Here is a 24369-nt window from a genome sequence, read left to right on the forward strand (position 1 = left end):
GTTCGTTTTGAGTGAATGTCTTTATGTCCTTATTATGCCGTGTAATTGGCACCCCTTACAATGCGTGAACTTTAGGTATGATGTTTGATTTCTATAGATTTATCTGCTCACATAACTTTCCCGTTTGGCGGATTTTTATGAGTTTAACGATATTCAACAAGAAAAAAGCGATCCCTCGGCAGCTCTCGCTGACTTGGAATCGCTTGGTTCAACAGGATATTCTAGTAGGCCTTTGGCACTTCTACGCGGTTCGTGATACCGTCTTCGGTGAAGTAAATATGAACGTCAAAGCCTTGATCATCCATGAAATACGATACGTATTTCGGTTCACCATGCTTAATCGGTACAAGTAACGTTGCGATACGATGGCTCCGAGAAGATTGTGTCGTTGCCTTCAAATGATAGTGCGGCGGTAAACCTTCGATTTCCGACTGATCGATGTCGGTAAAGCTCTGATGCTGTGTAAGCTCCAGCTCTCCCGAGGAGCAATAGACGAAACGGCCATCCATGTCGGCCTTACGGCCTTGAACCTTGAAGGTCTGTCCATTCAGCTTCATCTCATACAAGGTTTGGAATAGCCAATCTACGGTCCCCGATTGTGCGAGGTCGATATGATCGACAACCACTACGTAAGTGCCGAAGAAGTAAAGCTCCCGCACATACCGTTCCAGGTATGGCACATATTCTTGATATGCCGCGGTTGCATTCGCACGGGAATAACCATAGTCTTTGCGCTGCTCGGCAATTTCGACAAAACCATTGGCCGCCATATTTAGCACTTTGTTCTTCTCAGCGTATTGACCGAGTCCGTCGATCAAAATATTATTCGTCGAGCGCGTTTGTCTTCGCCAATTCATATGCATCGTAGAGCTGAACGCCACGTAGTAACCACTCTCAATGGCCAGAGGTTCGCCGTACGCATGCAGCAAGAAGCCATTCTGATCGCCATGACTATGACTCACAGATCCGTATTTGCTGCTCTTCGTGAGAAGCATAATGTGACGCTCCGGATCCGCCATATTGGAATGGAAAGCGACCCAGTCAATGTCACGGAACCATTTGACCGACTGAATATTCGCATCGGTAGGTGCGATCGCTTCAACCTGCGGATAGTCATGACGATAGACCATTTCATCAAATCGGAAGTCCCACCACCCATAGTTGTAAAACTTCATCTCTGAATCTGTATCTATCTCGCGAACTCGTTCGAAATACCATTGATACAAACCGTTTCCTGTCACACCTGCAAATTGACGAATGTTGAAGCCCGTTTTCAAGCTGACTGGATCCCCCAATGTCGACTGATCTCCGAAGCTTGCACGCAAGGTGTCTGGGCTGAACGCATAAAGCGGGAAATCACCTGTTTTTGCGAAAAATGGTCGCTTATAAAAGTTAATGCCTGTATATTTCTTCAGCAAATTCATCGCTTCTGTAACAAAAGCCATTCCCGTCGTCCAATACATCGGACCCTCGGCCCAGCCCCCGTCAGGCCCGCCCCAAGGCGAGTAGAGACATGCATAATATTCAAGGGTATAGTCTAACCATTCTTGAACTTCCGGCTCTTCCTGCAAAAGCACTATGCAGCAAGGCACAAGCACACTGGATAAAGAGCGCACAGCGTGACTGTCGAACGGTACATGATGGATTTTGGAATGCTCGATAACATGTTGCGCGATTTGGCGTGTACGTTCGAGCAGAACGTGGCGAATATGTTTTCTTTCATCCTCAGATAGTTGATCATAGAGCCAGTCATAGCCCCAGGCGACGGCGCCAGCCATTCGGAAGGATGCCTCGTCGTTATAATCGCGACTCGTCGTTCCTTTAATGTCCCATGTACTAATGTGAAGCAGCCAGGTTTTGGCTCGATCTAATAGTGTGGCATTGTTGAGTAGTTTGCCTGCTACTGCCAGATGACGTACCGCATACAAGACTTCTTGTGTATCCATATACATTTGACGCCACAATTTGGCTACTCGCTTATTTCCTGGGTAATGAAGCGGCTCCGCAATCAGATCTCGTTCGATCCAAGGTTTGACAGACTTCTCGAAGAAGACGTCAAATTCACAATAGCTTGGATCCGTCGTCAACTCGGCGCGAAAGGCTTCTACCTCCGAAGCTTGCAGCCACAATCTTGGATGTTGAACAGAAACCTCTGCGTATCGGGTGGCTCTGCTTGGCAGAGGTGTTTCTGGCAAATCTGCCGGTACTTCGAAACGTCGCACACTGCTCCATGCCGTTTGTTCGCCATTTTCTTGGAGCAATGCATAGCGCCAGTAGTATGTTCCTGCGTTGAGCGCAGCATCGGGTGTATACAAGTTATAGAGAATTGGCTGAACAGTCTGCGTCTCTGTCGGTGAGAACGCCTCCGATTGTGCGATTTGAAGCACATAACGATCGTGCTCTAGCTGTGCAGGAATCCACGTGAAGCGAGGCGGGTTTTCCAGCAACACCGTCTTTTCGTTCGGCTCGTATTGTACAGTTAATACACCGCTCTGCGGTTCGTAAAGTGGCGATAATGACATGGATTGTTCCCCTCCAGGCTTGGTTCTGTAAGGCTTATGAGTGTTTCGGAAGTAGGTGAGGCTTGATTAATTATGAAAATGACATTCTTTCGAACAAAAGACCGAATGACAAATTACAGAATTTGTAATCCTTTATCTGTCATTTTAACACGGACAGCATCATTAGGAACATTAGCAACGGTTACACTGATTTCATTATTCGTTATTTGTGAAAGCTGAACTGGACTGCCTGCGCGATAGACATGAATGAAATCCGCCTTGCGGTCCATACGGCGGTGAAGCATCGCTGTAAGTGAACGACTAGGATCCACGGCATCGCCTGGTGTCTGAACAGCCACAATCTCATCTCCTGGTTGAACTAGTGCGGAGTGGAAGATGACAGCGTCTGAGTTCGTGAGGTTGTATGAAGCTTGCAGTTCACCCGCTTCATTGCCGGCAACCCCTCCAGTCGGTACGAACCGGCTAGTAATCGGCAGTTGCTGCTCCTTGAGCGTCGTAACGTCCCCTACTTTCTCAGCGACAAGCAATTGATAACTAGCCTCTGGGTTAAGTGGTTGTTGCAAAGCTTCTACCGCTACAACAGGATGCATCCACCATTCGATCGATTGCGGTTGATCACCAGAAAGCTCAACTTGGAACCAGTCCAACATCCAATCCTCCGTTAGCAAAAGATGTCGATTCATCGTACAGCCTTCGTAGCCTTCCGTTGATTGCAGCCAAGCGTAAACGGAAGCCGCTGTCGATTCATAGTGCTTCAGGCGCCCTTCATGCGGCGCTTGCGATTGACCTGCCAGCGAAACGGTGTTGTGGCTGGCTGTCTCTGCAAACCACGATCTGCGCATGGACGAGCCGTAAGGCACCATCCCCAGATCGGGTGTTAGGGTTTGATCTTGGTGCATCAACGTCAGATGCAGCTTGTCGTAGTGGCCGTGGGAACCGCCGTGCTCGCCGAAATCGGCGAGGAACGACAGCGGGCTCCCTGCGATGCGGCCGATGACGAAGCCAGCGTCCGGCCAGAGCCGCGATCCGCGCGGCTCTGAGGTAGCGGCGCGGTCAGCGCCTCCGCCGTAGAGCAGCGCCTCGAGCTGCTCGTTTCCGGCAGCGCCTAGCTGCTGGTAGGCTTCGCGCGCTACCGGCGCGAGGCCGGCGATGCCGTAGATCGCGAGCCCCTGCTCAGCGATCTCGGCGATTTCGCGAGCGTAAGGGACTCGCTCAAGCGGCCCGTCATGCAGGGCCGGCAAAGCGCCCTGGTCGTCGGCTAAGTCGGCCAACGCTTCGAGCATGCCGCGCATAGACTGCCCCTCTGCGCCTGTCGTGGCGTAGAGGTCAATGCCGAAGCGCTGCGCCATTTCGGCAGCGATGAGATAGGCACGAAGCACGAATACATGGTAGTACGTGCTCCCCTCGAATTCGAATTGGTCGGCTTTCACGCCGATGGATAAATGATGAATGAAGCCGCCTTGGCCTTCAATAAGTGCCTCTAGCAGCGCTTGCTCGCCTCGCGCCGCGTACACACAAGATAAGGACGCGTTCAGCCAAGCGGTATAGTTGTTCTCCGCATTATTCCGCTCATGAATTAAAATATGACGGTACTCCTCCATACTTCCCGCCAACAAACCTAAGAACACATCGATTGCCACTTGTTCCTTCGCGTCAAAGGTAATGCCTCCATCGCGAAGCAGTAAATAGGCTCGTATCAGCGTTGTAGACCAAATCGCCTCCGTCAGTGCTTGGTGGAAGGCACGTCCCTTTAGCATCCAGCTCTGTGCTTCCGGATGTACCGGGTAGTGCGGGAATTGCTCCGCATACTCGACAAGCAAACGTTTACTAATCTGTGCATAGGAAACGTCACCCAGCGCTGCATAAACAGCGGCCGACTGCAACGCCACTCGTGCCAAGGACTGTTGTTTAAACACGAGCCAAGCACCACGGTAGGCATCACCTGTGATCACACACCCGTGTGGGCACAGAAATTCTGAAGTATCTACAAAGCTTTCATCGAACGTCAGTTCGGTATGATGGTGTGGACAAACATACTGGTGCCACCAACCACCAGGTTCTTTAGGAACGACCAGGCTGCCTGCTTGCTGCAGCCTGTCGATTTCTTCTTTAAGTCTGTGAGCGGTTTGACCCGCCCACGTCAATGTCTCTACTTTAGCGGCCAAAGGGATCGCGGTACTCATCGCATCATCATCCCGCCGTTGATTTCAATCGTTTCACCTGTTACATAAGCAGCTAAATTGGAAGCCAGGTAAAGAACTGCTCCAGCTACATCATCTGGAGTTCCTTCACGTTGCAGTGGAATGCCATTGATTGTTGCTTGGCGCGCAGCATCCGTTGTGAATGTCGCGTGGAACATCGTATTGCCGATGAAACCCGGTGAAACGTTGTTCACGGTGATGCCACTTGCGGCAACTTCTTTCGCCAAACCTTTAGAGAAAGTAAGCACTGCTGCTTTACTGGCCGCATACACACTTCCACCTGGTCCGCCACCATTATGTGCAGCTACAGAAGTCATATTGATGATTCGGCCGTAGCCTTTTTCTTTCATACCTGCAAGGACGCGTTTGGATACGAATACCGTGCTTTTCAAGTTGACATCCATGATGCGATCGTACATTTCCTCGGACATATCTACATTCGGAACGCGTTGTACAAGGTGACCCGCGTTATTCACTAGAATATCGATTGTTCCACCCAACGCCTGCTCAACTTCGCTCACTAGTCTGTCGATTTGCTCCACATTCGTTACATCTGCTTGTACAAGTACCGCTTCCCCACCTAATGCTTGGATTTCCGCTACAACTTCCTGTCCTTGTGCCACATTGTTCAAGCAGTTCACGCCAACTTTAGCACCGTTGCTAGCCAACGCTAGTGCAATCGCGCGTCCAATCCCTGCGTTCGATCCTGTTACAAGTGCTATTTTCCCCGTTAAGTTGATGTTCATTGTGGTATCCTCCCATGGATGTAACCTTATTTTTATTTGAATCGCTACTTATGCAGCGTAATTACCTGTGTAATTCTAATTCTATTTCTATTTCTAATGGCCACTAGCGCCGTTATTTCGAAAAAAGCAGTCAGTTTCCTTGTTTAACGGACACCAGCGCAGCTATTTACTGTTTAGGAGGCAAAATTGTGCCCCAAACAAGGGAATTACGGCCCTGTTGTCCGTTAGAACATGTGAATCCCGCTAAAAGACCGAATAACGTCCCCTGTGTCCGTTAGACGAGGCGGCGGGGTACGGGGGCGAAGGGGCAATCCGTGGGGCAGAGACGGGAGAAGGGTTCGGTTTGCTCCCTGGCGCCCCTCCACTCACCCACGCAGCCGAGGCCGCGCTGTCTCCGGCATCGTCATCGTGATGCAGGTGCCGCGTCCCCACTCGCTGTCAACGGACAGCCCGTAGGCTTCGCCGAACACCATTTGAATCCGTCGATGGACGTTCATCAGACCGATGCCGCCACCCCGCTTCGTCCCGGTGCTCGCTTCTTCCGGCTCCGCCAGACGATTCTCCTCTAGTTTCCTACGTAACTCAGCAAGTCTTTCGGGCATCATGCCCGTGCCATTGTCCTCGATGAAAACTTGAAACAAGCCGCCCTCTTTGCGAGCATCGATGCGAATGGTATGCCGCTCTTCCACACCATCTGGAAAAGCATGTTGAAAAATATTTTCAATCAACGGCTGCAACGTCAAGCGGACCATCTTTTCTAGCAGTAGGCTTGGCGGGATCGCTACATCAATCTCGAATTCCCGCTCCGTACGATGCTGCAAAATAATCATATAGTTCCGTACATGATTCAGCTCATTCGCAACCGTGATTTCCTCTAGGTTGGTCTGAACGGAGTAGCGAAGCATGAAAGCCATGGCCTCAACCATCTCCGTGATTTCTCCCGAATCCTGAACAATGGCGTAACAGTTAATCGTTTCCAACGTGTTGTATAAGAAGTGTGGGTTAATTTGCAGCTGCAGGGACTGAAATTCAGCCCTCTGCCGTTCGAGCTTGGTCTCGCCAAGCTCGAGTGCGTTTTTCTGCTGCTCTAGCTCGGCCTCATACACACGCTCGATCATATCCGACAGACGCGTTACCATCAGGTTGTAGCTGTGAATGAGTCCACCCATCTCATCCGTTCTCCCCGCGTCCTCGATATACTGCCAGTTCCCTTTCTCCGTCTCCCGCATGCTGTCTTTGAGATCCCGAATCGGCCTTATAATGGAGCGACCAAAGCGAGAAGCAAGCACAAGTGCAGCAGCCAATGTAACCAAACCTACAATGATCGTCGTTGTTCGAATCGTGTTGGCAGGTCGGCGCAGCTCCTGCACCGGCATAGAGGCAACAAGGTTCCAATCCGAATATCCTGATTTCCTCGACACAAACATACGTTCTTCGCCATTATATTTGGACAAAAATGTTTGATTTCCACTTGTCAGCACTTGCGAAGCTAACTCATCCTGTGATTTGCGTTCACTCATCGTACGTGGATAAATGTAGTTGCCAGTGTCATCCACAATGAAGAAAAAGCCTTCTTTCCCCAAGCTAACACGGTCCCACGTCTTCGCAAGTTCATCTAGCTTAATTTCAATGGCAACAACTCCGCGGTTGGCATCCCCATAGGATGGACCCCTCACTTTGCGAGCCATCGTTACAACGGACCCTTCATCAACAGGACGGATACTCATATTGAGCAGCGCAATTTTGCCATCACCTGGCGTTGATTTCATCAAGTAGTCGAATTTTTCACGAACAAGCACTGGATCGAAATTCAGCAGGTTCTGATTCTCATAAATAACAGATCTACCGTGCTGACCCACGACGTAGCTCATGTTTAGCTGTTTATACAGGGTAATGACGGAAGTGACCGAAATGCGGGCGAACTCCTTGATTTTTTCCGAATACACATAGTATTCATAACCATCATCCGGCTTGATTTCCATGAACGCTCGCACGTCCGAATTCGACGAAAAGGCATTGCTGAGCAGCTCATACGCCTGTAAATAGCTATCCGTTTGATAGTTCGCACTATCGACCATCTGCTCCATATATTGCTTCACTTGATCATCCAGCGCTCGTGAAGATTGCACATAGGACACAGCCCCAACGGACACCAATGATAGGACGATAACGATGAGAAAATACGCATAAATTTGACGCGATAGCGACTTTCTCTTCATTACCGGATCCCCATTCGCTGACGGTATTCCGAGGGTAGACAGCCTTCATACTTTTTGAACGTTTTGGTAAAATGCGGATGATCCGCATACCCAACCTCACCGGAAATATCGGTAATACGCCAATGCGGCTGCTGCAGCAGCTTTTTCGCCTTCTCCATACGTCGACGTGTTCGATACTGAACGAAGGTTTCTTGCGTGTTTTGCTTAAACAATTGGCTAAAGTAGGAGGGATTCAATCCAATGAATTCGGCTACCTCTTCTAAGGAAACTTCCTCCGCCAGATGCTTTTCCATATACTGTTTCGCTTCTTCGACAGGGTCCTTCTGCTTGCCTTTTCGCTTATTTTTGAGCTCTTGCAGCAATCCTCTCACAGAGGTCGTAAACCACAGCCACACATCTTCCTCGCTGAGCGAAGCAGAAATCTGGGGCTCTTCCTGAATCATATACACATCGCGGACTGTAAGCCGCCCATGTACAAGGGTATAAATCTCCTGCACAATATCGCTCATACGATTGAGTTTTAGTTTATATGCGCCTAGCTCCGTTTGGATCTCCTCGAGATCCCGGTCAAGCTCCTCTTGCTGCAGCATCCACACCGCTTGCTCCAAACGAGTAGCCCAGCTCTCTAGCTTCGTGACTGCGACAAAAGACTCCGAACTGACCTTGCTTTTATTCAGAATGAGCTTCTCTAACACGAGCTGAAACCCCTTAATGTTGACTGGCTTCAACAAATATTCTTTGACCCCGTAAGACACACACTTCTGCGCGTACTCGAAATCACCATAGCCCGAGATCACGACCACTTGAATGTCAGCATCCATCTCGGCAATTTGCGCACATAGCTCCAGACCATCCATCTTCGGCATGCGTATATCTGTAAAAAGAAAATCAGGTCGTTCCTCTTGAATCCGCTGCATTGCGACAACACCATTCTCAGCCGTTCGCAAGCTTTCAATGGGCAGCCCCGATTGTTCCACAAGCTTCTGTAATCCTCTGCGTATCATCGGTTCGTCATCGACAATGAGTATGCGGTACATGAGAAACTCTCCTTTCAAAATGGGATGAAATGCACGCTCCCCACGTACCGTTGGGCACGTGAGGAGGCGGCATGCTCAGGAACTGAGCTTATTTTCTTGGCATCGACACAGTCGTACCGGAATCTTTACTATTAAATTTCTCTGTTGCTTCCTTGATAACTTCGTTTCCACCTTTGGACTTCCACTCTTCCAATACTTTCGGCCAGTCGGAAATTGGTTCTTTACCATAAACCATTTTCACCATGTGGGAAAGAATAACTGGAGGCGCTTGGTCGGAAAGCGGTGAAATATCAGGGTTTTTCATCAAAGATTCTAGACGAGGCTCAAAGTTGATACCATCGCGTCCTTCATTCTTCAATGTCGTGTCATACACGTTCATCAATTTCTTACCATCTTCTGTCAAGCTAAGTGTACCCTTATTATAGGTTGTATCTTGGACAAGCCACAAGAAAGATTGACGGTAACGCTCTTCATCGACTGCAGCTGGATCTGTTGGTGCTTTGTAGTCGATTTTACCATTAGCTTCTGTATACGTGTCGCCTTGGATACCGAATGTGAAGAATTTCTCAGCTTCATCGGACATCATCCAGTCGAAGAACTTAATAATTTGCTCAGCATTTTTCACATTTTTGTTGATGAAGTAAGCACGCGGCGCTGGTCCATACAAGTAGTGACCACCTTTACCGTCAGGTCCAGTTGGGGAACTGATAATTTCGATATCGCCCGTTGGCACTGTTGCTTTCAGTTGTGTCTCCCATTGCAGCATTTCATTAGCGTTCATGGACCACATACCTGCTTTACCTGCAAGAATCGTGTTTTTGAACACAGTCGCATTGATGGTTGCGAATTCTTTGTTGATCAAGCCTTCGTCAAACATCGTTTTATACGTTTGCAGGGCTTTCGTCATATTCTCTGTATCAAAGAATTTCGGCAGGATTTGATCGCCAGACTTCTCGAACATCGACAGGTACGGATACACATCATAAGCACCGAAGAAGGAATCAGCATACTTGAAGTTCTCACGGCCCATGTATGGGTTCTCAACACCCATTTCTTTGAACTTACGCAGAACAGCCATGTACTCATCTACTGTTTTCGGAACGCCTAAACCTGCTTTGTCTAACAAATCTTTACGGATAAAGATCGAACGACGGGATGGGTTGGACAAGTACTCAGGAATCGCATAGATTTTACCGTTGTACGTTACGTTATCCCAAGCGTCTTTCGGAACTTTTTTCAACAAATTCTGACCATACTTCTTCAGCAGTTCATCAAGCGGTTGGAATACGCCGGCTTTTACGGAACCTGCCATTTCCTTCCCGTTCACGCCACCGCTGCCTTGTACGACATCAGGGATGTCATTTGTTGCAAACATTTGGATCATTTTTTGTTCATATTCTTTGTGTGGAACAAGCACGATATTCATATCGGAGTTTGTTAGTTCTTCGAGCTTTTTCACCCATTTGTCTTGGTTAATATCAGGCGATTTCTCAACATGTCCGAAAGCAAGTGTACGCAAGGAGATCGAGAACTTCGTTTTCTCTGCTGGCTTTGTACTAGCCGTTGTAGTCGCACCAGCATTAGATGCTGGTTTATCCTCAGTCTTGGAAGAAGAACAAGCAGCCATCACACTGGCCATTAATACGACAGCCATCGTCGTGGGAATCCATTTTTTCATTTCTACCCCTCTTTTCATATCGACTAAGTAACTAACACTTTCATACCCTCATTGTAAAAGCGTTTACAATTAGCGACTATGGACTGTCTTTAGTTCGAATTGTCTTTTTTTTAGAATTGTGTAAAAAGAGTTAATAAGTAGGTTTTTTGTATAAATCTGTCGACCAACTAGGATTTAACCGATCCAACCATCATACCTTTAACGAAATGACGTTGTAAGAACGGGTAAATAATAATGATCGGAAGCGTTGCGATAATGATCGTCGCCATTTTGATGCCTTCTGGATCCATGTGAGCAAGTCCACTGAACTGGGAGGCGTTCGGATCAATACTAATGTCCTCGGACACAATCAGTTGACGGAGTTTTACTTGAAGCGGCCATAGTGCAGGCTTATTTACGTAGTACAATGCGGCCTGGAACGTATTCCAATGGCTGACAGCGTAGAAAATCCCTAGAGAAGCCATAACCGGTTTGGATAGCGGCAAAACAATATTCCAAATCATTCTGAGCTCGGAACAGCCGTCGATACGTCCTGAGTCAATCAACTCACTCGGAATTTGCATGAAAAACGAACGCATAATGAAAAAGTTAAAGGCACTGATCGCACCTGGAATCATTAAAGCCCAGAGCGAGTTCGTCAGGTGTAAATTTTTCATCAAAATAAAGTTAGGAATGAGCGGCGCTGTAAAAACCATCGTAATCAGGACCATAATAACAACCATATTACGGCCGGCATACTCCGGACGCGACACTGGATATGCCAGTGAGGCAGTCGCAATCAAATTAATGAGTGTTCCCACTACAGTAATATACACAGTTACTCCGAATGAACGCCAGATTGCAGCATCACTAAATACATATTGATAATTGATCGATGTAAACTGAACGGGCCAGAACAATACCTTCCCATTCACAATAGATTCCGAAGAACTGAACGATTGAGCCAGCACGTTTAAGAACGGCAGGAGCATCGCTAAAGATAGGAGTGATAGAAATAATATATTAAAGCCGTTAAACACTTGCCAGCCGGCTGTCGGCTTGCGATTCATATAGCGTTCACCTCCGTCTTAGTACAAGCTTTCACCCGTTGTTTTTTTGCTTAAAATATTACCTGTTACAATAAAAATCACGCCTACAACGGCTTTGAATAGTCCAATTGCTGTCGTATAACTAAATTGTTGGCCTTGTAAACCTTGTGCATAAATATACGTATCTAGAATTTCGCCACTTTCTTTGTTAAGCGGATTCAAGAATACATAAACGCGCTCGAAGCCAAAGTCAAGGAATTTACCAATGTGTAAGAGGAACAAAATCATAATTGTCGGCAACAAGGAAGGTAGTGTAATGGATATTGTTTGTCTCCACCGATTGGCGCCATCTACCTCAGACGCTTCATATAGATCAGGATTAATCCCCGCTAGTGCCGCTAGATAAATGATAGTCCCATACCCGGAATCCCGCCAGATACCTGAGGAAATCAATACGGTACGAATCCACGATTCTTCACCCATGAAATAAATAGGCTCAAAGCCTAACCAAGTAATGAAGTGGTTGACTGCCCCTGTAGACGGGGATAGAATACCGATCGCAATCCCGCTCACGATAACCCAGGACAGGAAGTGAGGCATGTACACGACCGTTTGAAGAATACGTTTGTACACCACGATGCGCAGCTCGTTCAAGAGCAATGCGAGAATAATCGGCGCTGGAAAGCCTAGCAGCAAATCATAAACACCGATGAGTACCGTGTTTTTCAAAATATTAAGGAAATCATAGTGTGCAAACATCCGAGTAAAATGCTCAAGGCCTACCCATTTGCTGCCTGTGAAGCCGTCGAAAATGTTGTAGTCCTGAAAAGCAATAACGGATCCTAGCAACGGTACATATTTGAAAACAATAAAATAAATGATGCCCGGCAGCGATATTAGATATAGCGCCCTATACTTCCAAAACGTTCGCAGCAAGGACTTGCCTTTGCTCATCTGCTTACGTCCACTCATTTGCTTTACCGCTTGTGCGTTGACCGCCATCCTCTGGCCCCCCTCACTAATCTTCGTCGATGTTATAAGTCTATCGTACCCTGATACAGCGCTTTCAACTATGGAATGGCTTTTCACTCACTTGTGTTTTTTTTAGGTTTTTGGGGAGCAAAGAGGACGATCATGCTTAATAACGTGCATCATACGTCCCCCTCACTTACATCTATTTAAGAATGATCAGCCTTCACCCAAGGCGAATAGAGCGTTCTTGACGTTCTGCGAAGCTTTGAAATGACCTGTATATCCAGCTCGGCCTCTGGTAATATCTCATTCTCCCACCGATCTTTAATTTGTTTCCACAATTTAGGATTTCGATCTTCAAGGCTGTTGCCGAAAGCGAATATGTCCGAATGATAGTCAACAGCAACTTTACGAAAAGCCATTTTCACTTCGTTTTGTATCGTTTTGGAAAATTGATCTTGGACATAGGCGATCGTTTGGGGATCTGTTTTGAACTTGGTGCTCGCTTTATCTCCGATATTGAACTCCACAGCAATAGAAAGTTTAATCTTGGCTTTACCGTCCTGATAGTCCACTCTTCGTTTACTAACCTTTTCACCGGATAGCTCCAATGATATGTTACAATCGGTTTCATCCGGGCAGGGCACGACAACAAGTGCCGATTTTATTTTCCCCATGACCCACAAAAAACCCCTTGTCTCCGTCCCATTCAATGTCCCTATCATTTTCCCGTCAGAGTACACGCCTGTTCCATTGGCATAAAATAACGTCGATTGATGGGTGTCCGACTTTTGATAGGGCTTCACGCCAACAATCGTTTTGACGTACTCGCTTTGATCAATTAAACGAATAATCGGACTGAAAGGCTGAGCACCTATTGGTTGTGCAAGCTTTCGAGCAAACTCAGATAGATACACCTGGGCAGCTTTCCCTTCCAAATCCGAGTTTTTGATGATTTCTTTCAAATAATTCGATGATAAAGCGGTAATGTCTGGACTGGACTCCAGCATATCCAGTGCCCGTCCTTTTACCGTGGCTATATAAGCCGTACCCCGAAGCTCGGGATCCGACGAGAAGAAGTCAAAGTAATATCGCGCATCCGTTTTCGCAGCGGATTCTCCAATGAGCAGTATTTGCAAATGGGACCAGTACAGCTTTTTGCCAGTTATTTTTATATACGATCGTACGGCCTCGAAAGTCGTATTCCCAACAACACTTAGGGTCTTCTTCTGCTCCCCCTTTAAACCGCTCATCGGCTTTAATGCCTCCAACACAGGCGTAAGCACGGTAAGAACGATTTGCCCTTTATCGTTGAGATCAATGCCTGCGGCAAGGACGTATTCGACTTTATCCGGTTCTTGGCGATTCCAACAGCCTGTGGTTACGCTCAGCAGGAGGCCCAGCAATAGCACCATTCTAAGTATTCTGTTCATTCGCGGTTCTCCTTGCTTTCAACTTACCCGCTATCCAAACAATCACGAGAAGGATGAGGGAATACCAACAAAAGGTAACTCCTTTCGCGATTTCAAAACTAACAATGGACACGTAAATATTGTCGGGTAGTAGAGAGATATAAAACATAATGACAGAAATGGGCAGCATCAATTCCTTATAATCTTTCGTTCCGAACAAGTCTCTTGTACCGATACAGCAGGCATAGAACGATAATGCCCCCTTTGACACATTGATGAATACCCATAGCGCCAAGAAGATACTCTCCAAATGCTCAATAAAATCAAAGATCGCAATATCTTTGATTAACTCGACGACCGGGAACATAAGCCTCTGCGTATACGCACTGCCAAAGGTTCCTATTGTCACTAGAAAGATAACTTCGAATAGAAACATAATAATGATCACGGACCAAATCAGCTTCTTGAACATATGGCTTTTATTCTTGATTTGCGGATAAATAAATAGCAGCACACTAATTTCAGAGAAAACACTGCAAATGGCTAAAGAGCCCTTAATTACATCCATGAAGGAAGCATTCAAAAGTGGCAGTATGCGTTCCATACTCACTTTTTGAAAAGATAGCCCAAACATAATAATGATCAATACGACAACTCCGGGCATAACCACTTCTCCCCATCGCGCAATGGAAGCCATCCCTCCTTTCGCCAAATAATAGCGCAGGACAATCAACATGATAGCAATAATCTCCAATGGCGTTTCTGGAAGAATCAGCGTAACGAATAGTTCGCCAACGAGTCTGATCGAGATGCCAGAAAGAAATACCAGTGGCACCAAAATGAAAAGTCCAAACACGCGGCCAAAGAAGGGTCCGAATAAGCTCAAGCAATAAGCGATAATGCTCATCTCTTGCATAGACGAACCAATTTGTGTCATTAGCCAGAGAAGGGGGATCACCATCAGGCTGCCGATCAGAATGGACACCCATCCACTGTGCCCCGAAGCCTGCATTATCGTACGTGGAAGTGTAAAAAAAATCGTGCCAAACACAGTAAAGCAGAGAAGAATCATAATTTGCTTGGTTGTTAGTTGGGCGGATGACAAGGATGTCCCTCTTCTCACTTAAGGTTTTTGCTTCTTAGGACCAAGAAATGATTGACGATATTTGAGTGATGGCGCTGGTTTCTTAAAGACAATCGAATCATCGACGGCTTTTAACGATTGCGGGGTTAAAGCAGCCAAGTAGCTGACACCAAAAGAGCGCAAATGAATCATGTGTATGAGGATGGCGCTGGTGCCGAATACAATCCCAAAAATACCGAAAACAGCGGCTAGTAACATGATAGGAAAACGCAGCAAGCGGATGGCTAAGGACGCATTGTAATTGGGTATGGCAAAGGCGCCAATCGCTGTAAAGGAGACGATGATGGTCAGTACAGGGCCAACGATATTCGCCTGAACCGCCGCCTGTCCAATTACAAGCGCGCCGACGATACCAATCGTTTGCCCCATCGTGCCCGGCAGCCGCAGACTCGCCTCTCGCAGAAGCTCCAAGCTGATTTCCATAATCAGCGCCTCCACAAAGGCAGGGAATGGAATGCCGCTGCGATTGCTTGCAATGGCAAGCATCAATTCCGTCGGAATCATTTCTTGATGATAGGTTGTAATCGCGATATAGATGGATGGCAGCGTAAGTGCCATCATCATCGCTAAGAATCGCACCCAGCGCAGCATCGTAGCCGCGATATAACTCGTGTAGTAATCCTCTGTCGATAGCAGAAATTCAGTGAAGGTGATCGGCATGGTTAAAGCAAATGGTGTGCCGTCTACTAGAACGACAACTTTACCTTCTAAGATGGCCGCAGCCGCTTTATCCACCCGCTCTGTCGAGCTAATTTGCGGAAATGGCGAGAGCGGCGAATCCTCCAAATAATCTTCAAGCTGACCGCTATCCAGAATTCCCTCGGTCTCGATCGCCATCAGTCTTCTCTTCACCTCGCCAACAATGCTGGGATTGGCTACGTCCTGCAGATACGCGATAGCCCCATCCGTCAACGTGCGCGTGCCAATCTGAATCGGAAATAGAACCAATTTGGGATCTTTAATTTTCCTTCTTACTAAGGCTGTGTTGGTGCGCAGCACTTCATTAAAAGCATCCTGAGGACCTCGAATAATCGGTTCACTGGTCGGATTGCTTACAAATCGATGCTCCCATCCTTCCGAGGTGATGAGCAAGGTTTCCGCAATCCCATCAAGTAAAACAAGCGTATTCGAATACAGCAATCCCTTGATACTCTCGGCGAGCGAGTTTACACGCTTGATACCGCTAGCTGTTATCACAAATTTCTCGATATACGTTAAGGTAACCTCATCTTGAAGACCCATTTGCATCAGGGGGAGAATGACACATTGGTGTACAATATCCTTTTCAGCGAGTCCATCAATATAGAGAACGACTGCACGAATCTCCGAACCATCCCCCAACGGGATGAGAAGTTCACGAATAATAAGATCGGATGGATTCTGAGTGGTCGAGAGGATTAACTGTAAGTCTTTCTCGAGATTCCCGCTTAATTGTTGTTCTGTGGGACCAGGTGCATCAGCAGCTTCAGACAGCGGTCCGTGCGATGCGCTAGAGGCTGATTTTTTGAGGAGTTTTCCTAAGAACGACAAACTATCCGCCTACCTTTTCAACAAGACTATTCATTACGTTTTGCATCATGTCCGTTAGCACATAAGAGGTTCCCGTTGCATGAAGTACAGCAAGAATGAGAGCGATTAGCAGTAAAGTGACATAAGCAGGAACAATTCTGTGATCTTGCTGGCGAACACTTTTCTTTGGATGACCGATTACAAACAGAATAAGAGCAACAATCAGTGGAATCACAGGCATCCCCCCCCATGTGTTTTACACGTAGGTTCTGCTTTTACTTCTAATTTTATCCAACCAACACCTCATGTTTAGCTTTTTACACGCAAAAAAAGCGCCCTCCACAATAGGTGGAAAGGCACTTTTTGATTTAGACTACGATTCGTACACCGTGCGACTCTCTGTCGACACTTTGTGCGCGCTGGCGCCGCGCTTTGCCCGTAGCGCTTCTGGCATAGCCAGCAGCGCAGGCAGCAGCATCGGCAGCAAGACGAAGCAGAGCACGATGAGGCCAACGATCACGGCCACCGCTAGCTCGATCAACAGGACGAGGCCGGATGGTACGAGCGTGGCGAAGGTTCCGCCAAGGATGACCATCGCCGAGATCACCACACCGCCGATGTGCTTAGCGGCTTGCACGATCGCTTTCGAAGGTGATAGGTCGCCAAGCTCTTTGTAGCGCATCATCAGGAAGATGCTGTAGTCGACGCCGACAGCAATAATAATGATGAAGGAGAAGAACGGTACGAAGGAGGAGACCCCATCGGCACCAATGATTTTATCTGTTACGACATTCGTCGCCGTCATCGCCACGTAGTAGGAAATCACGAGGCTCAGGATGATGTAGACAGCTGGCCAGAAGGCACGAATGACGAACAGCAAGACGATGAACACACCGATGATGACGATAATCGCGGTGCTATTGAACGACTTCAGCTGCGCCTTGTTCGTGTCATACGTCGTCGAGCTCGGTCCTGCCGCGCCGACCTTCGCTTTCTCCAGCACTGTGCCTTTCACGCTAGCAGCCAGCTCCGCGTTAATGCCTTCAATCGTATCCATCGCTGCCGAGGAATACGGATCGTCCTTCAAGATGACGATCATCTTCGTCATCGTCCGATCCTTGGACATGAAGCTGTCCAAGGACTTGCCGAAATCCGCACTCGAGAGCGCTTCTTTCGGGATGAAGAACGTTTTCGAGCCATTCAGCTGCGTCAGGAACTGGCTCGTCATGCCCAGCCCCTCGGACACGTCACCGAGTCCGTTGCCGCTCTGACCAAGGCCGTCCTTCAGCTGGCCCATGCCGCTGCCAAGACCCGATAAGCCTTCGCTCAGCTTCTGCTGACCGTCTTTGACGCTGCCTAGCGCAGCGTTCAGCTTCGCCATGTTCGCAGCGATCTCGCGGCTGCCCGCGCTGCCTTGCTTCAGCCCTTTGGCGAGCTCAGCTGCGCCGCTCTCCAGCTGCGTAAGTCCCGCGGCTAGCTGCGCTTGCGCACCGTTCACTTGCGCCAGGCCTTGCGTCGCCTCGGCGAAAGCACTGTTCAGTTTGGCTGAGTTCTTGCCAAGCTCTCCTAACCCGCCGCTCAACTGCGTCAGACCGGAGGCAAGACCTTCACCCGTTTGTTTCAGCTTGATGTAGTCGGCATCAGTCGCCAGCTGGCTGTACTTGCTGCCAAGCCCACCAATCAGGCCATTCATGCCAACGAGTCCTTGCTGAATCCCCGTAAGTTGCCCCTCAATCTGACTGTAACCATCTGTCACAGCACTATACCCTTGCCCAAGCTGCGTCAGCCCTTCAGTAATCTTAACGCTATTGACACTGACTTGGTCCATGCCATCCTTCAAAGCAGCGATACCTGTACTCAACTCACCCGCACCGCCTGCACCTTGCGCGATACCGCTAGCCACTTTATCCAGTGCAGTCGTCAGCTTGCTATAGCCATCCTGCACCTGACTTGTGCCATCTACAAGTTGGCCAACACTTGATGTGTCAGGCACTTCGAGCTTGCTTTGCATCAACGAAAGTCCATCACGTATCTGATTTACACCCTTTTGCGAAGCTGTAATACCATCAGCAACTGTCTTCGTTTGAGTAGAAATATAGAAGTCATCAATCGGCTTCGATTGCGGCTGTGTCACGCTGGATACCATATCGACACCTGGAATGGTTTTCAGCTTCTCCGTCACTTTATCAATTGCCGCTAAACCATCATTCGTGTTAAGTGGTTTGTCATTCTCAATAACGACCATCGTTGGGAGTGCCTGACCTCGGCTGAAATGATCCGCAACGAGGCTGAAACCTTTGGTGGATTGGTGATCATTCCCAAGCTCCTTCAACTGGTCAAAAGACAGTTTCTGATGATTCGCAAGCGCAAGCGGAATTGTAATAATCAGAATAATGACTGTCGTAATAATCGGTCTTTTCACTGCGATTTTGGTCAAGCCTGCCCAGAATTTACTCTCCTTATGACCTGTTGCACCTTTGGAAGGCCAAAAGAGTTTATTCCCCAACATTTTCATGAAAAACGGCGTCACTGTTACGATTTGGAGCAGGAGAATCGCCGTACCAATCGCAACTACGTTACCTGATTGGTAAATACCGAAATCCGATAACGTCAGAGCAGCAAACGCAATAAACACGGTCAAAATACTGTAAAAAATCGTTTTACCCGCCGTACGGTAGGTCACAATAATCGCTTCATCCACGGATAAGCCATGGGATAATTCCTCTTTGAATCGATTAAATAAGAGAATGTTATAATCGGTCCCAATCCCGAAAAGAATCAAGATTAACAGCATTTGCGTAACACTCGTCACCGGGAAATTGAACTTATCAATGAGCTGCGCGGCAATCCCCATCGACACCAGGTACGAAATACCGACAGCCAGCAAGGAAACTACTGGAATAATGACGGAACGGAACATAATTACCAAGACAGCGAGGATGAAAATGACCGTTAGCGCGGCACTTTTTTCAACACCAGATTCGGAAGCCTTAATGTAATCATCCTGGATAAAATCCTCCCCAGAGAGGTAATATTCCACCTTCATGTCCTTCAGAACATCTTCAAATTCCAGCTTAATGTCCTCGACGTGACGCCCTCTTTTATCCAAAGAAAAGCTCGCCATCAAGGTCGTGCCATCCTCAGAAATCAGTGATGACTTCGCCTCAGGCATGGTAAATGGATCAATCAACTGATTGAAGCCGAGCTGGTCTTGATGGCTTTTCAAATTCGTAATACCGGCCTCGATCGCTTTCATATCGGCATCTGACAGCTTATTCGGGTTATGGAAAACCACGATATCACTCGTGCCCTCGACCCCATTGATTTTGTTCAAAATCGTTGAGGCAACCTTTGACGGTGCGTCACTACGCAACGGATCCTGTCCTCTAAGTCCAAGGATCGCATTCACATTGGGTTGAAAAACCGTCAGCAACACCGTCGCCACCAACCATACCGCTAGAATCGCCCAGCGCCATTTAATAATGGATTTCATCTCTCTCTTCTCCTCCACTCACTTCAAATAGTAGTAAACAAGCGTTCATTATTGAGTTAAAAAATTTTATGCTTGTGCTAGCTTTATTTTTTCTGAAATACCCGTGCAATACAGGTACAACAGTTCATCAACGAGCATTTTAATCGTATCGCCATCCTCATGGTCGCGCAAAATAAGACAAATACTCTCCATCATTGTCATCGCAATCATGCGCGCAGCGAGCTGATCCTTCTGGGATAGCGTGCCTGATGGCGCCAATTCGGCTGTAAATACTTCCGAAATAATCTGATGCACCAGTGTAATCATGTCTTGTTTCGCCGAAGCAAATCGAGAGCCTTCACTCAGATTCAGCAGAATCGTAAGCTCGGTGCTGGACTCCTTGAAAAGCAGCATCAGAGAGGCATCAATTCGACGCAGGATGAGTAAATGATCAGATAAAGCCGTACAAAGGGTATCATCTACCTCTTGCTTGCACACCCGCAGTACCTCAGCTAATTGCTCTTGAATGGGTTGAATGAGCTCATCGAACAGATCATCCTTGCTCTTGAAGTAGCGATAGATGTTCCCAGGTGTTATACCAGCAGCTTCTGCAATTTGCCGAATGGAGGCTTTCAAATATCCATGCTTCTTGAACTCGGCCAAAGCCGCTTGGCGGATACTTTTTTTGACTTCATCTTTTAAAATTTGCATTAATAAACACCCGTTCACTATTTGACGTCATAGTAGGATTATACAGCGCCTATTTGGGCATTTCAACGCTATTTTGATAAAAAAAGTGCCCAACCCGCAGATGATCACAGGTCAGACACAAGTTTGTTATTCCATTGTTATTCCACATCTACAGCTTTTATAATTCGCGGTTTCACTTTCACACGGAACTGCTTCAAATCCTTGAACTGAATGAATTTCTTGGACTCTTCATTCCAGATACGGAATTTCAGAGATTCCAGACTCGTTTTCAGTGTAATCGTCTGCACATTGCGAAGTGCCGCGTTCTTGTTGTGCACCTTTTCCAAATGATAGTTAGGTACGCGCGGGCTTAAGTGATGAATATGGTGATAGCCAATATTGCCTGTGATCCAATGTAGAACACGAGGCAAATTGTAGAACGAACTGCCATGCATCGCGGCTTTCACATAATCCCATTCTGCATCATTCTCGTAGTAGGTTTCTTCATAGTTATGCTGAACGTAGAACAACCAAATGCCCGCCATACCTGAGAAGAAGAACATTGGTCCTTGAATTAACAGGAAAGACTGCCAACCCATGCCCCAGCAAAGCAGTGCAATACTGCCAACAATACCGATATTGGTGATATAGGTATTGATTCTTTCTTTCATGCCTGCCTTCCGGCGGTTAAACCGGTAATCAATCAAGAAGATGAAGATTGGTCCGATAATAAACATCACAAACGGACTGCGATATAGGCGATATGTCATTCTTTTCAGCCATGTTGCTTCCATATATTCATCCACGGTTAGCGTCCAGATGTCACCTACGCCTCTTTTATCCAAGTTACCACTGGATGCATGGTGAACAGAGTGTGTATGACGCCACTGATGGTACGGTACGAAGGTTAATATTCCTGTTAGTGTGCCAACAATTTCATTGGCGAGTTTGTTTTTGAAAAAGGATTTGTGACAACAATCATGAAAAATGATAAATATCCGGATCAAAAAACCTGCAGCTATTAGATCAATCACGAAAGTTAGCCAAATTGAAACGGAAAGACTTAGAAAAGCAAAATACCAAAGCACGAAAAAGGGTCCCACTGTATTGATGATTTGCCACACACTATGCTTCATATGTGGTCTTTCGAAAGGCGCGATATCTTTCCGCCACCCACCCTTATCCTCATGCTTCATCCTGTTAGAACTCCCTCTCTCCGCGTCGTGTCGGATCTCGTAAGTTTATATTCCTTGAAGTAGTACGTTACGAATCGAAATAAGTTCCCGTTATAGGATAAGAAATATTACATAGCTAACTCATCATACGTGGGTAAACCCTTTTTGTAAAATGCAATATAAGTAAGTCGCCATAAAAAGAGACGAATCGACTCTCGTTCTGCGTTAGAACGAAGCGATTCGCCTCTCTATTAAACGGGTCGATCTATCTCAAAAAGCTCGCCAAGCTTCGCATAAGAGTTGCCCGCTAGCCGACTTACAGGCTTCAGTTTCATCGGGTCAATACGCCCGTTGTCAACTAAGCTCTCATCGATGTGAAAAAATACGACGCGTCCGATTAACAAATCTGCCGCAGGTGCGTCCGGTGTTCCGCCGAGCGGAATCACCTGCTCGAGGACGCATTCCATGCGGATGCTGGCTTCGGCGATGCCCGGAACGCCGATATGGCTGCTCGCGACGGGCGTTAGCCCCGTCAGCGTCACTTCGCTCTCCTCTGGAGGCAGCGCAGCGGCGCTCTGGTTGATCTGGTCGATATAGGATTCGTCTGCGATATGCACGACGAAGGCTCCTGAATCGACCGCGTTGCGGGAGGTGTCCTTCTGGACACCCTGCTTCCGCTGCACGGAAACGGCTACCATCGGCGGATCTGCCGTGACGATGGTGAAATAGCTGAAAGGTGCGGCGTTCAGCACGCCGCCATCGGTCGATAAGGTCGAGACAAAGGCGATCGGCCGCGGAATAATGCTCCCAATGAGCAGCTTATAGTTCTCTCGCTCACTTTGTGCGGATGGATCAATACCTAGCATTGTCATGGTGACAGTCTCCCCTCTTCATCTATTAGAGCGAGATCCCTTTGAGCCACTCTGCTGCTGCAAAAACCTCTGAGCGCGTCAATTGATGGCCTGAATTCTCCCAGTGTACATGAACATCCGATCCAGCATCGCTCAGCAGGCGTTCTAACTCTTCCGACTCCTCAGGGGAGCAGATCGGGTCGTTCTTGCCAGCCCCGATGAATACAGGGGTGTCTGAGAGATCAGGCAGCGGGATGCCGCGCCGCGGCACCATCGGATGATGCAGAATGGCTGCGCGAAACGCATTCGGATAGTGGAACAGCAGGCTGCCCGCGATGTTCGCGCCGTTGGAATAGCCGATCGCGACTACGTTGCTGCGATCGAAGCCATGCTCGACGGCTGCTTCGTCGAGGAAATCGTACACTTCTTTCGTACGGAAGATGAGATCCTCCTCGTCGAAGATACCCTCAGCCAGCCGACGGAAGAACCGCGGCATGCCGTTCTCTAGGACGTTCCCCCGTACACTAAGTACGGAGGAGGTTGGTGAAATCGCCTGCGCCAAAGGCAGCAGATCGTTCTCTGTCCCGCCCGTTCCGTGAAACAGAACGAGCACGGGAGCAGTCACATCAGATCCTTGCTGATAGATATGTCTCATTGCCCATCACCTTCCAATACCCGCACTTCGATTGGCGGCAGATTTTGCACGATTTGATCGCGGCTTGCTTCGAACCATTCTGGCAGCATTAATTTCTCGCCAAGTGCTTCTGGCGCCTCATCTCTTGCAAACCCTGGAGGATCAGTAGCAATTTCAAACAGGATGCCGCCTTCTTCACGGAAGTAAATCGCATTGAAGTATTGACGGTCCACGATTGGTGTAGGGTGGTAGCCATTGCTTGCTACATGACTTCTCCATAGTGCATGCTCAGCATCATCTTTCGCACGCCATGCGATATGATGAACCGTACCCGCACCGCCAGCGCCGTAATCCATCGGCGTTACGTTGATGTCGATGATGTTACCCAAGTCACCGAAGGAAGTGAAGCGTGCGTAAGCCCCTTCTTGCCCTACTTTTTTCAGACCCATGACATTCACGAGAAGCTCCGAAGTTTTGTCAGGTGCCGTGCTGTATAGAACAGCGCCGCCGAAGCCTTTGATTGCTTTGTCCACAGGTACGCCGCCAAACGCCCACTGACTTGGCGCGCCTTGCTCGCGCTCAACAATCTCAAGTCTTAGACCATCTGGGTCTTTGAACTGTACATATGTTTCGCCAAATCGCGAATTTTTCTCATACGCAACACCGAATTGGGTTAGGCGTGCTTCCCAGAAAGATAAGCTGCCTGTTGGAACGGCGTAAGTTGTGATGCCGACTTGCCCACCGCCGACCCGACCTTTGCGAGATCCCGCGTAAGGGAAGAAGGTAATGATCGTACCTGGGCTGCCTGCTTCATTACCGAAATAGAGATGGTAGACTTCAGGTGCATCGAAATTGATTGTTTTTTTGATCAAACGAAGCCCCAAAATACCTGCATAAAAATCTACTGTCGCCTGAGCATGTTGTACGAAAGCTGTGATATGGTGGATACCTGCGGTTTGTTGTTGTGTTGTTGTCATAATAGCCAACTCCTTCATATTTAAGAATCTTTGTTTTAAGATAGTTTACGTGCGATGTTGCCATTTACATCTTGGAAGTCCCTTCATGCTGAGCTGGATGCC

The 24369-nt window shown here is 47.8% G+C and carries 18 protein-coding genes; all 18 read right to left on the bottom strand.

The genetic code is table 11. The features are described from left to right. Positions 1–221: 221 nt before the first annotated feature. Positions 222–2522 carry a DUF4962 domain-containing protein gene (locus tag ASL11_RS28675; protein WP_056622366.1) on the bottom strand — a complete coding sequence of 767 codons (2301 nt, stop codon included), beginning with the start codon at positions 2520–2522 and terminating at the stop codon, positions 222–224. Positions 2523–2635: 113 nt separating this feature from the next. Continuing rightward, on the bottom strand, positions 2636–4705 hold the full coding sequence (locus ASL11_RS28680) for a heparinase II/III domain-containing protein (RefSeq protein WP_056622368.1): 2070 nt from the start codon (positions 4703–4705) through the stop codon (positions 2636–2638). Beyond that, entirely contained in the window at positions 4702–5469 is a 768-nt protein-coding gene (locus ASL11_RS28685) for an SDR family NAD(P)-dependent oxidoreductase (protein ID WP_056622370.1), read from the bottom strand. Before ASL11_RS28685 ends, ASL11_RS28680 begins: the two co-directional genes overlap by 4 nt. 365 nt (positions 5470–5834) lie before the next feature. Beyond that, positions 5835–7688, bottom strand: a complete 1854-nt coding sequence (locus tag ASL11_RS28690) for a cache domain-containing sensor histidine kinase (protein WP_056622372.1) — start codon at positions 7686–7688, stop codon at positions 5835–5837. Then, on the bottom strand, positions 7688–8725 hold the full coding sequence (locus tag ASL11_RS28695; RefSeq protein WP_056622374.1) for a response regulator transcription factor: 1038 nt from the start codon (positions 8723–8725) through the stop codon (positions 7688–7690). The genes ASL11_RS28690 and ASL11_RS28695 overlap by 1 nt, the downstream gene beginning before the upstream one ends. Positions 8726–8813: 88 nt before the next feature. Beyond that, positions 8814–10403, bottom strand: a complete 1590-nt coding sequence (locus ASL11_RS28700) for an extracellular solute-binding protein (RefSeq protein WP_056622376.1) — start codon at positions 10401–10403, stop codon at positions 8814–8816. A 167-nt stretch (positions 10404–10570) separates the two neighbouring features. Next, a complete protein-coding gene (locus tag ASL11_RS28705) occupies positions 10571–11452 on the bottom strand; it encodes a carbohydrate ABC transporter permease (RefSeq protein WP_056622378.1) in 882 nt (293 codons plus the stop codon). A gap of 18 nt (positions 11453–11470) precedes the next feature. Next, complete coding sequence (locus tag ASL11_RS28710; protein ID WP_235550613.1) at positions 11471–12403, bottom strand: ABC transporter permease; 933 nt, start codon at positions 12401–12403, stop codon at positions 11471–11473. A gap of 206 nt (positions 12404–12609) precedes the next feature. After that, positions 12610–13836: a Ger(x)C family spore germination protein gene (locus ASL11_RS28715; RefSeq protein WP_056622381.1), complete on the bottom strand. Its 1227-nt coding sequence runs from the start codon at positions 13834–13836 to the stop codon at positions 12610–12612. Then, on the bottom strand, positions 13820–14920 hold the full coding sequence (locus ASL11_RS28720) for a GerAB/ArcD/ProY family transporter (protein ID WP_056622383.1): 1101 nt from the start codon (positions 14918–14920) through the stop codon (positions 13820–13822). Before ASL11_RS28720 ends, ASL11_RS28715 begins: the two co-directional genes overlap by 17 nt. An 18-nt stretch (positions 14921–14938) precedes the next feature. After that, complete coding sequence (locus tag ASL11_RS28725) at positions 14939–16489, bottom strand: spore germination protein (RefSeq protein WP_056622385.1); 1551 nt, start codon at positions 16487–16489, stop codon at positions 14939–14941. A gap of 1 nt (position 16490) precedes the next feature. Then, a complete protein-coding gene (locus ASL11_RS28730; protein WP_056622388.1) occupies positions 16491–16703 on the bottom strand; it encodes a hypothetical protein in 213 nt (70 codons plus the stop codon). Positions 16704–16841: 138 nt separating this feature from the next. Continuing rightward, complete coding sequence (locus ASL11_RS28735; protein WP_056622390.1) at positions 16842–19961, bottom strand: MMPL family transporter; 3120 nt, start codon at positions 19959–19961, stop codon at positions 16842–16844. A 66-nt stretch (positions 19962–20027) separates the two neighbouring features. Next, positions 20028–20651: a TetR/AcrR family transcriptional regulator gene (locus ASL11_RS28740; RefSeq protein ID WP_056622392.1), complete on the bottom strand. Its 624-nt coding sequence runs from the start codon at positions 20649–20651 to the stop codon at positions 20028–20030. A 137-nt stretch (positions 20652–20788) separates the two neighbouring features. After that, positions 20789–21826, bottom strand: coding sequence for a fatty acid desaturase (locus ASL11_RS28745; RefSeq protein WP_056622395.1), 1038 nt, complete (start codon positions 21824–21826; stop codon positions 20789–20791). A gap of 230 nt (positions 21827–22056) precedes the next feature. Beyond that, entirely contained in the window at positions 22057–22671 is a 615-nt protein-coding gene (locus tag ASL11_RS28750; RefSeq protein ID WP_056622811.1) for a flavin reductase family protein, read from the bottom strand. Positions 22672–22702: 31 nt separating this feature from the next. Next, positions 22703–23311, bottom strand: coding sequence for an alpha/beta hydrolase (locus ASL11_RS28755; RefSeq protein WP_056622397.1), 609 nt, complete (start codon positions 23309–23311; stop codon positions 22703–22705). After that, on the bottom strand, positions 23308–24267 hold the full coding sequence (locus ASL11_RS28760) for a ring-cleaving dioxygenase (protein WP_056622398.1): 960 nt from the start codon (positions 24265–24267) through the stop codon (positions 23308–23310). Before ASL11_RS28760 ends, ASL11_RS28755 begins: the two co-directional genes overlap by 4 nt. Positions 24268–24369 lie beyond the last annotated feature (102 nt).

This window comes from Paenibacillus sp. Soil750 (assembly GCF_001428045.1).
GTDB classification, from domain to species: domain Bacteria; phylum Bacillota; class Bacilli; order Paenibacillales; family NBRC-103111; genus Paenibacillus_E; species Paenibacillus_E allorhizoplanae.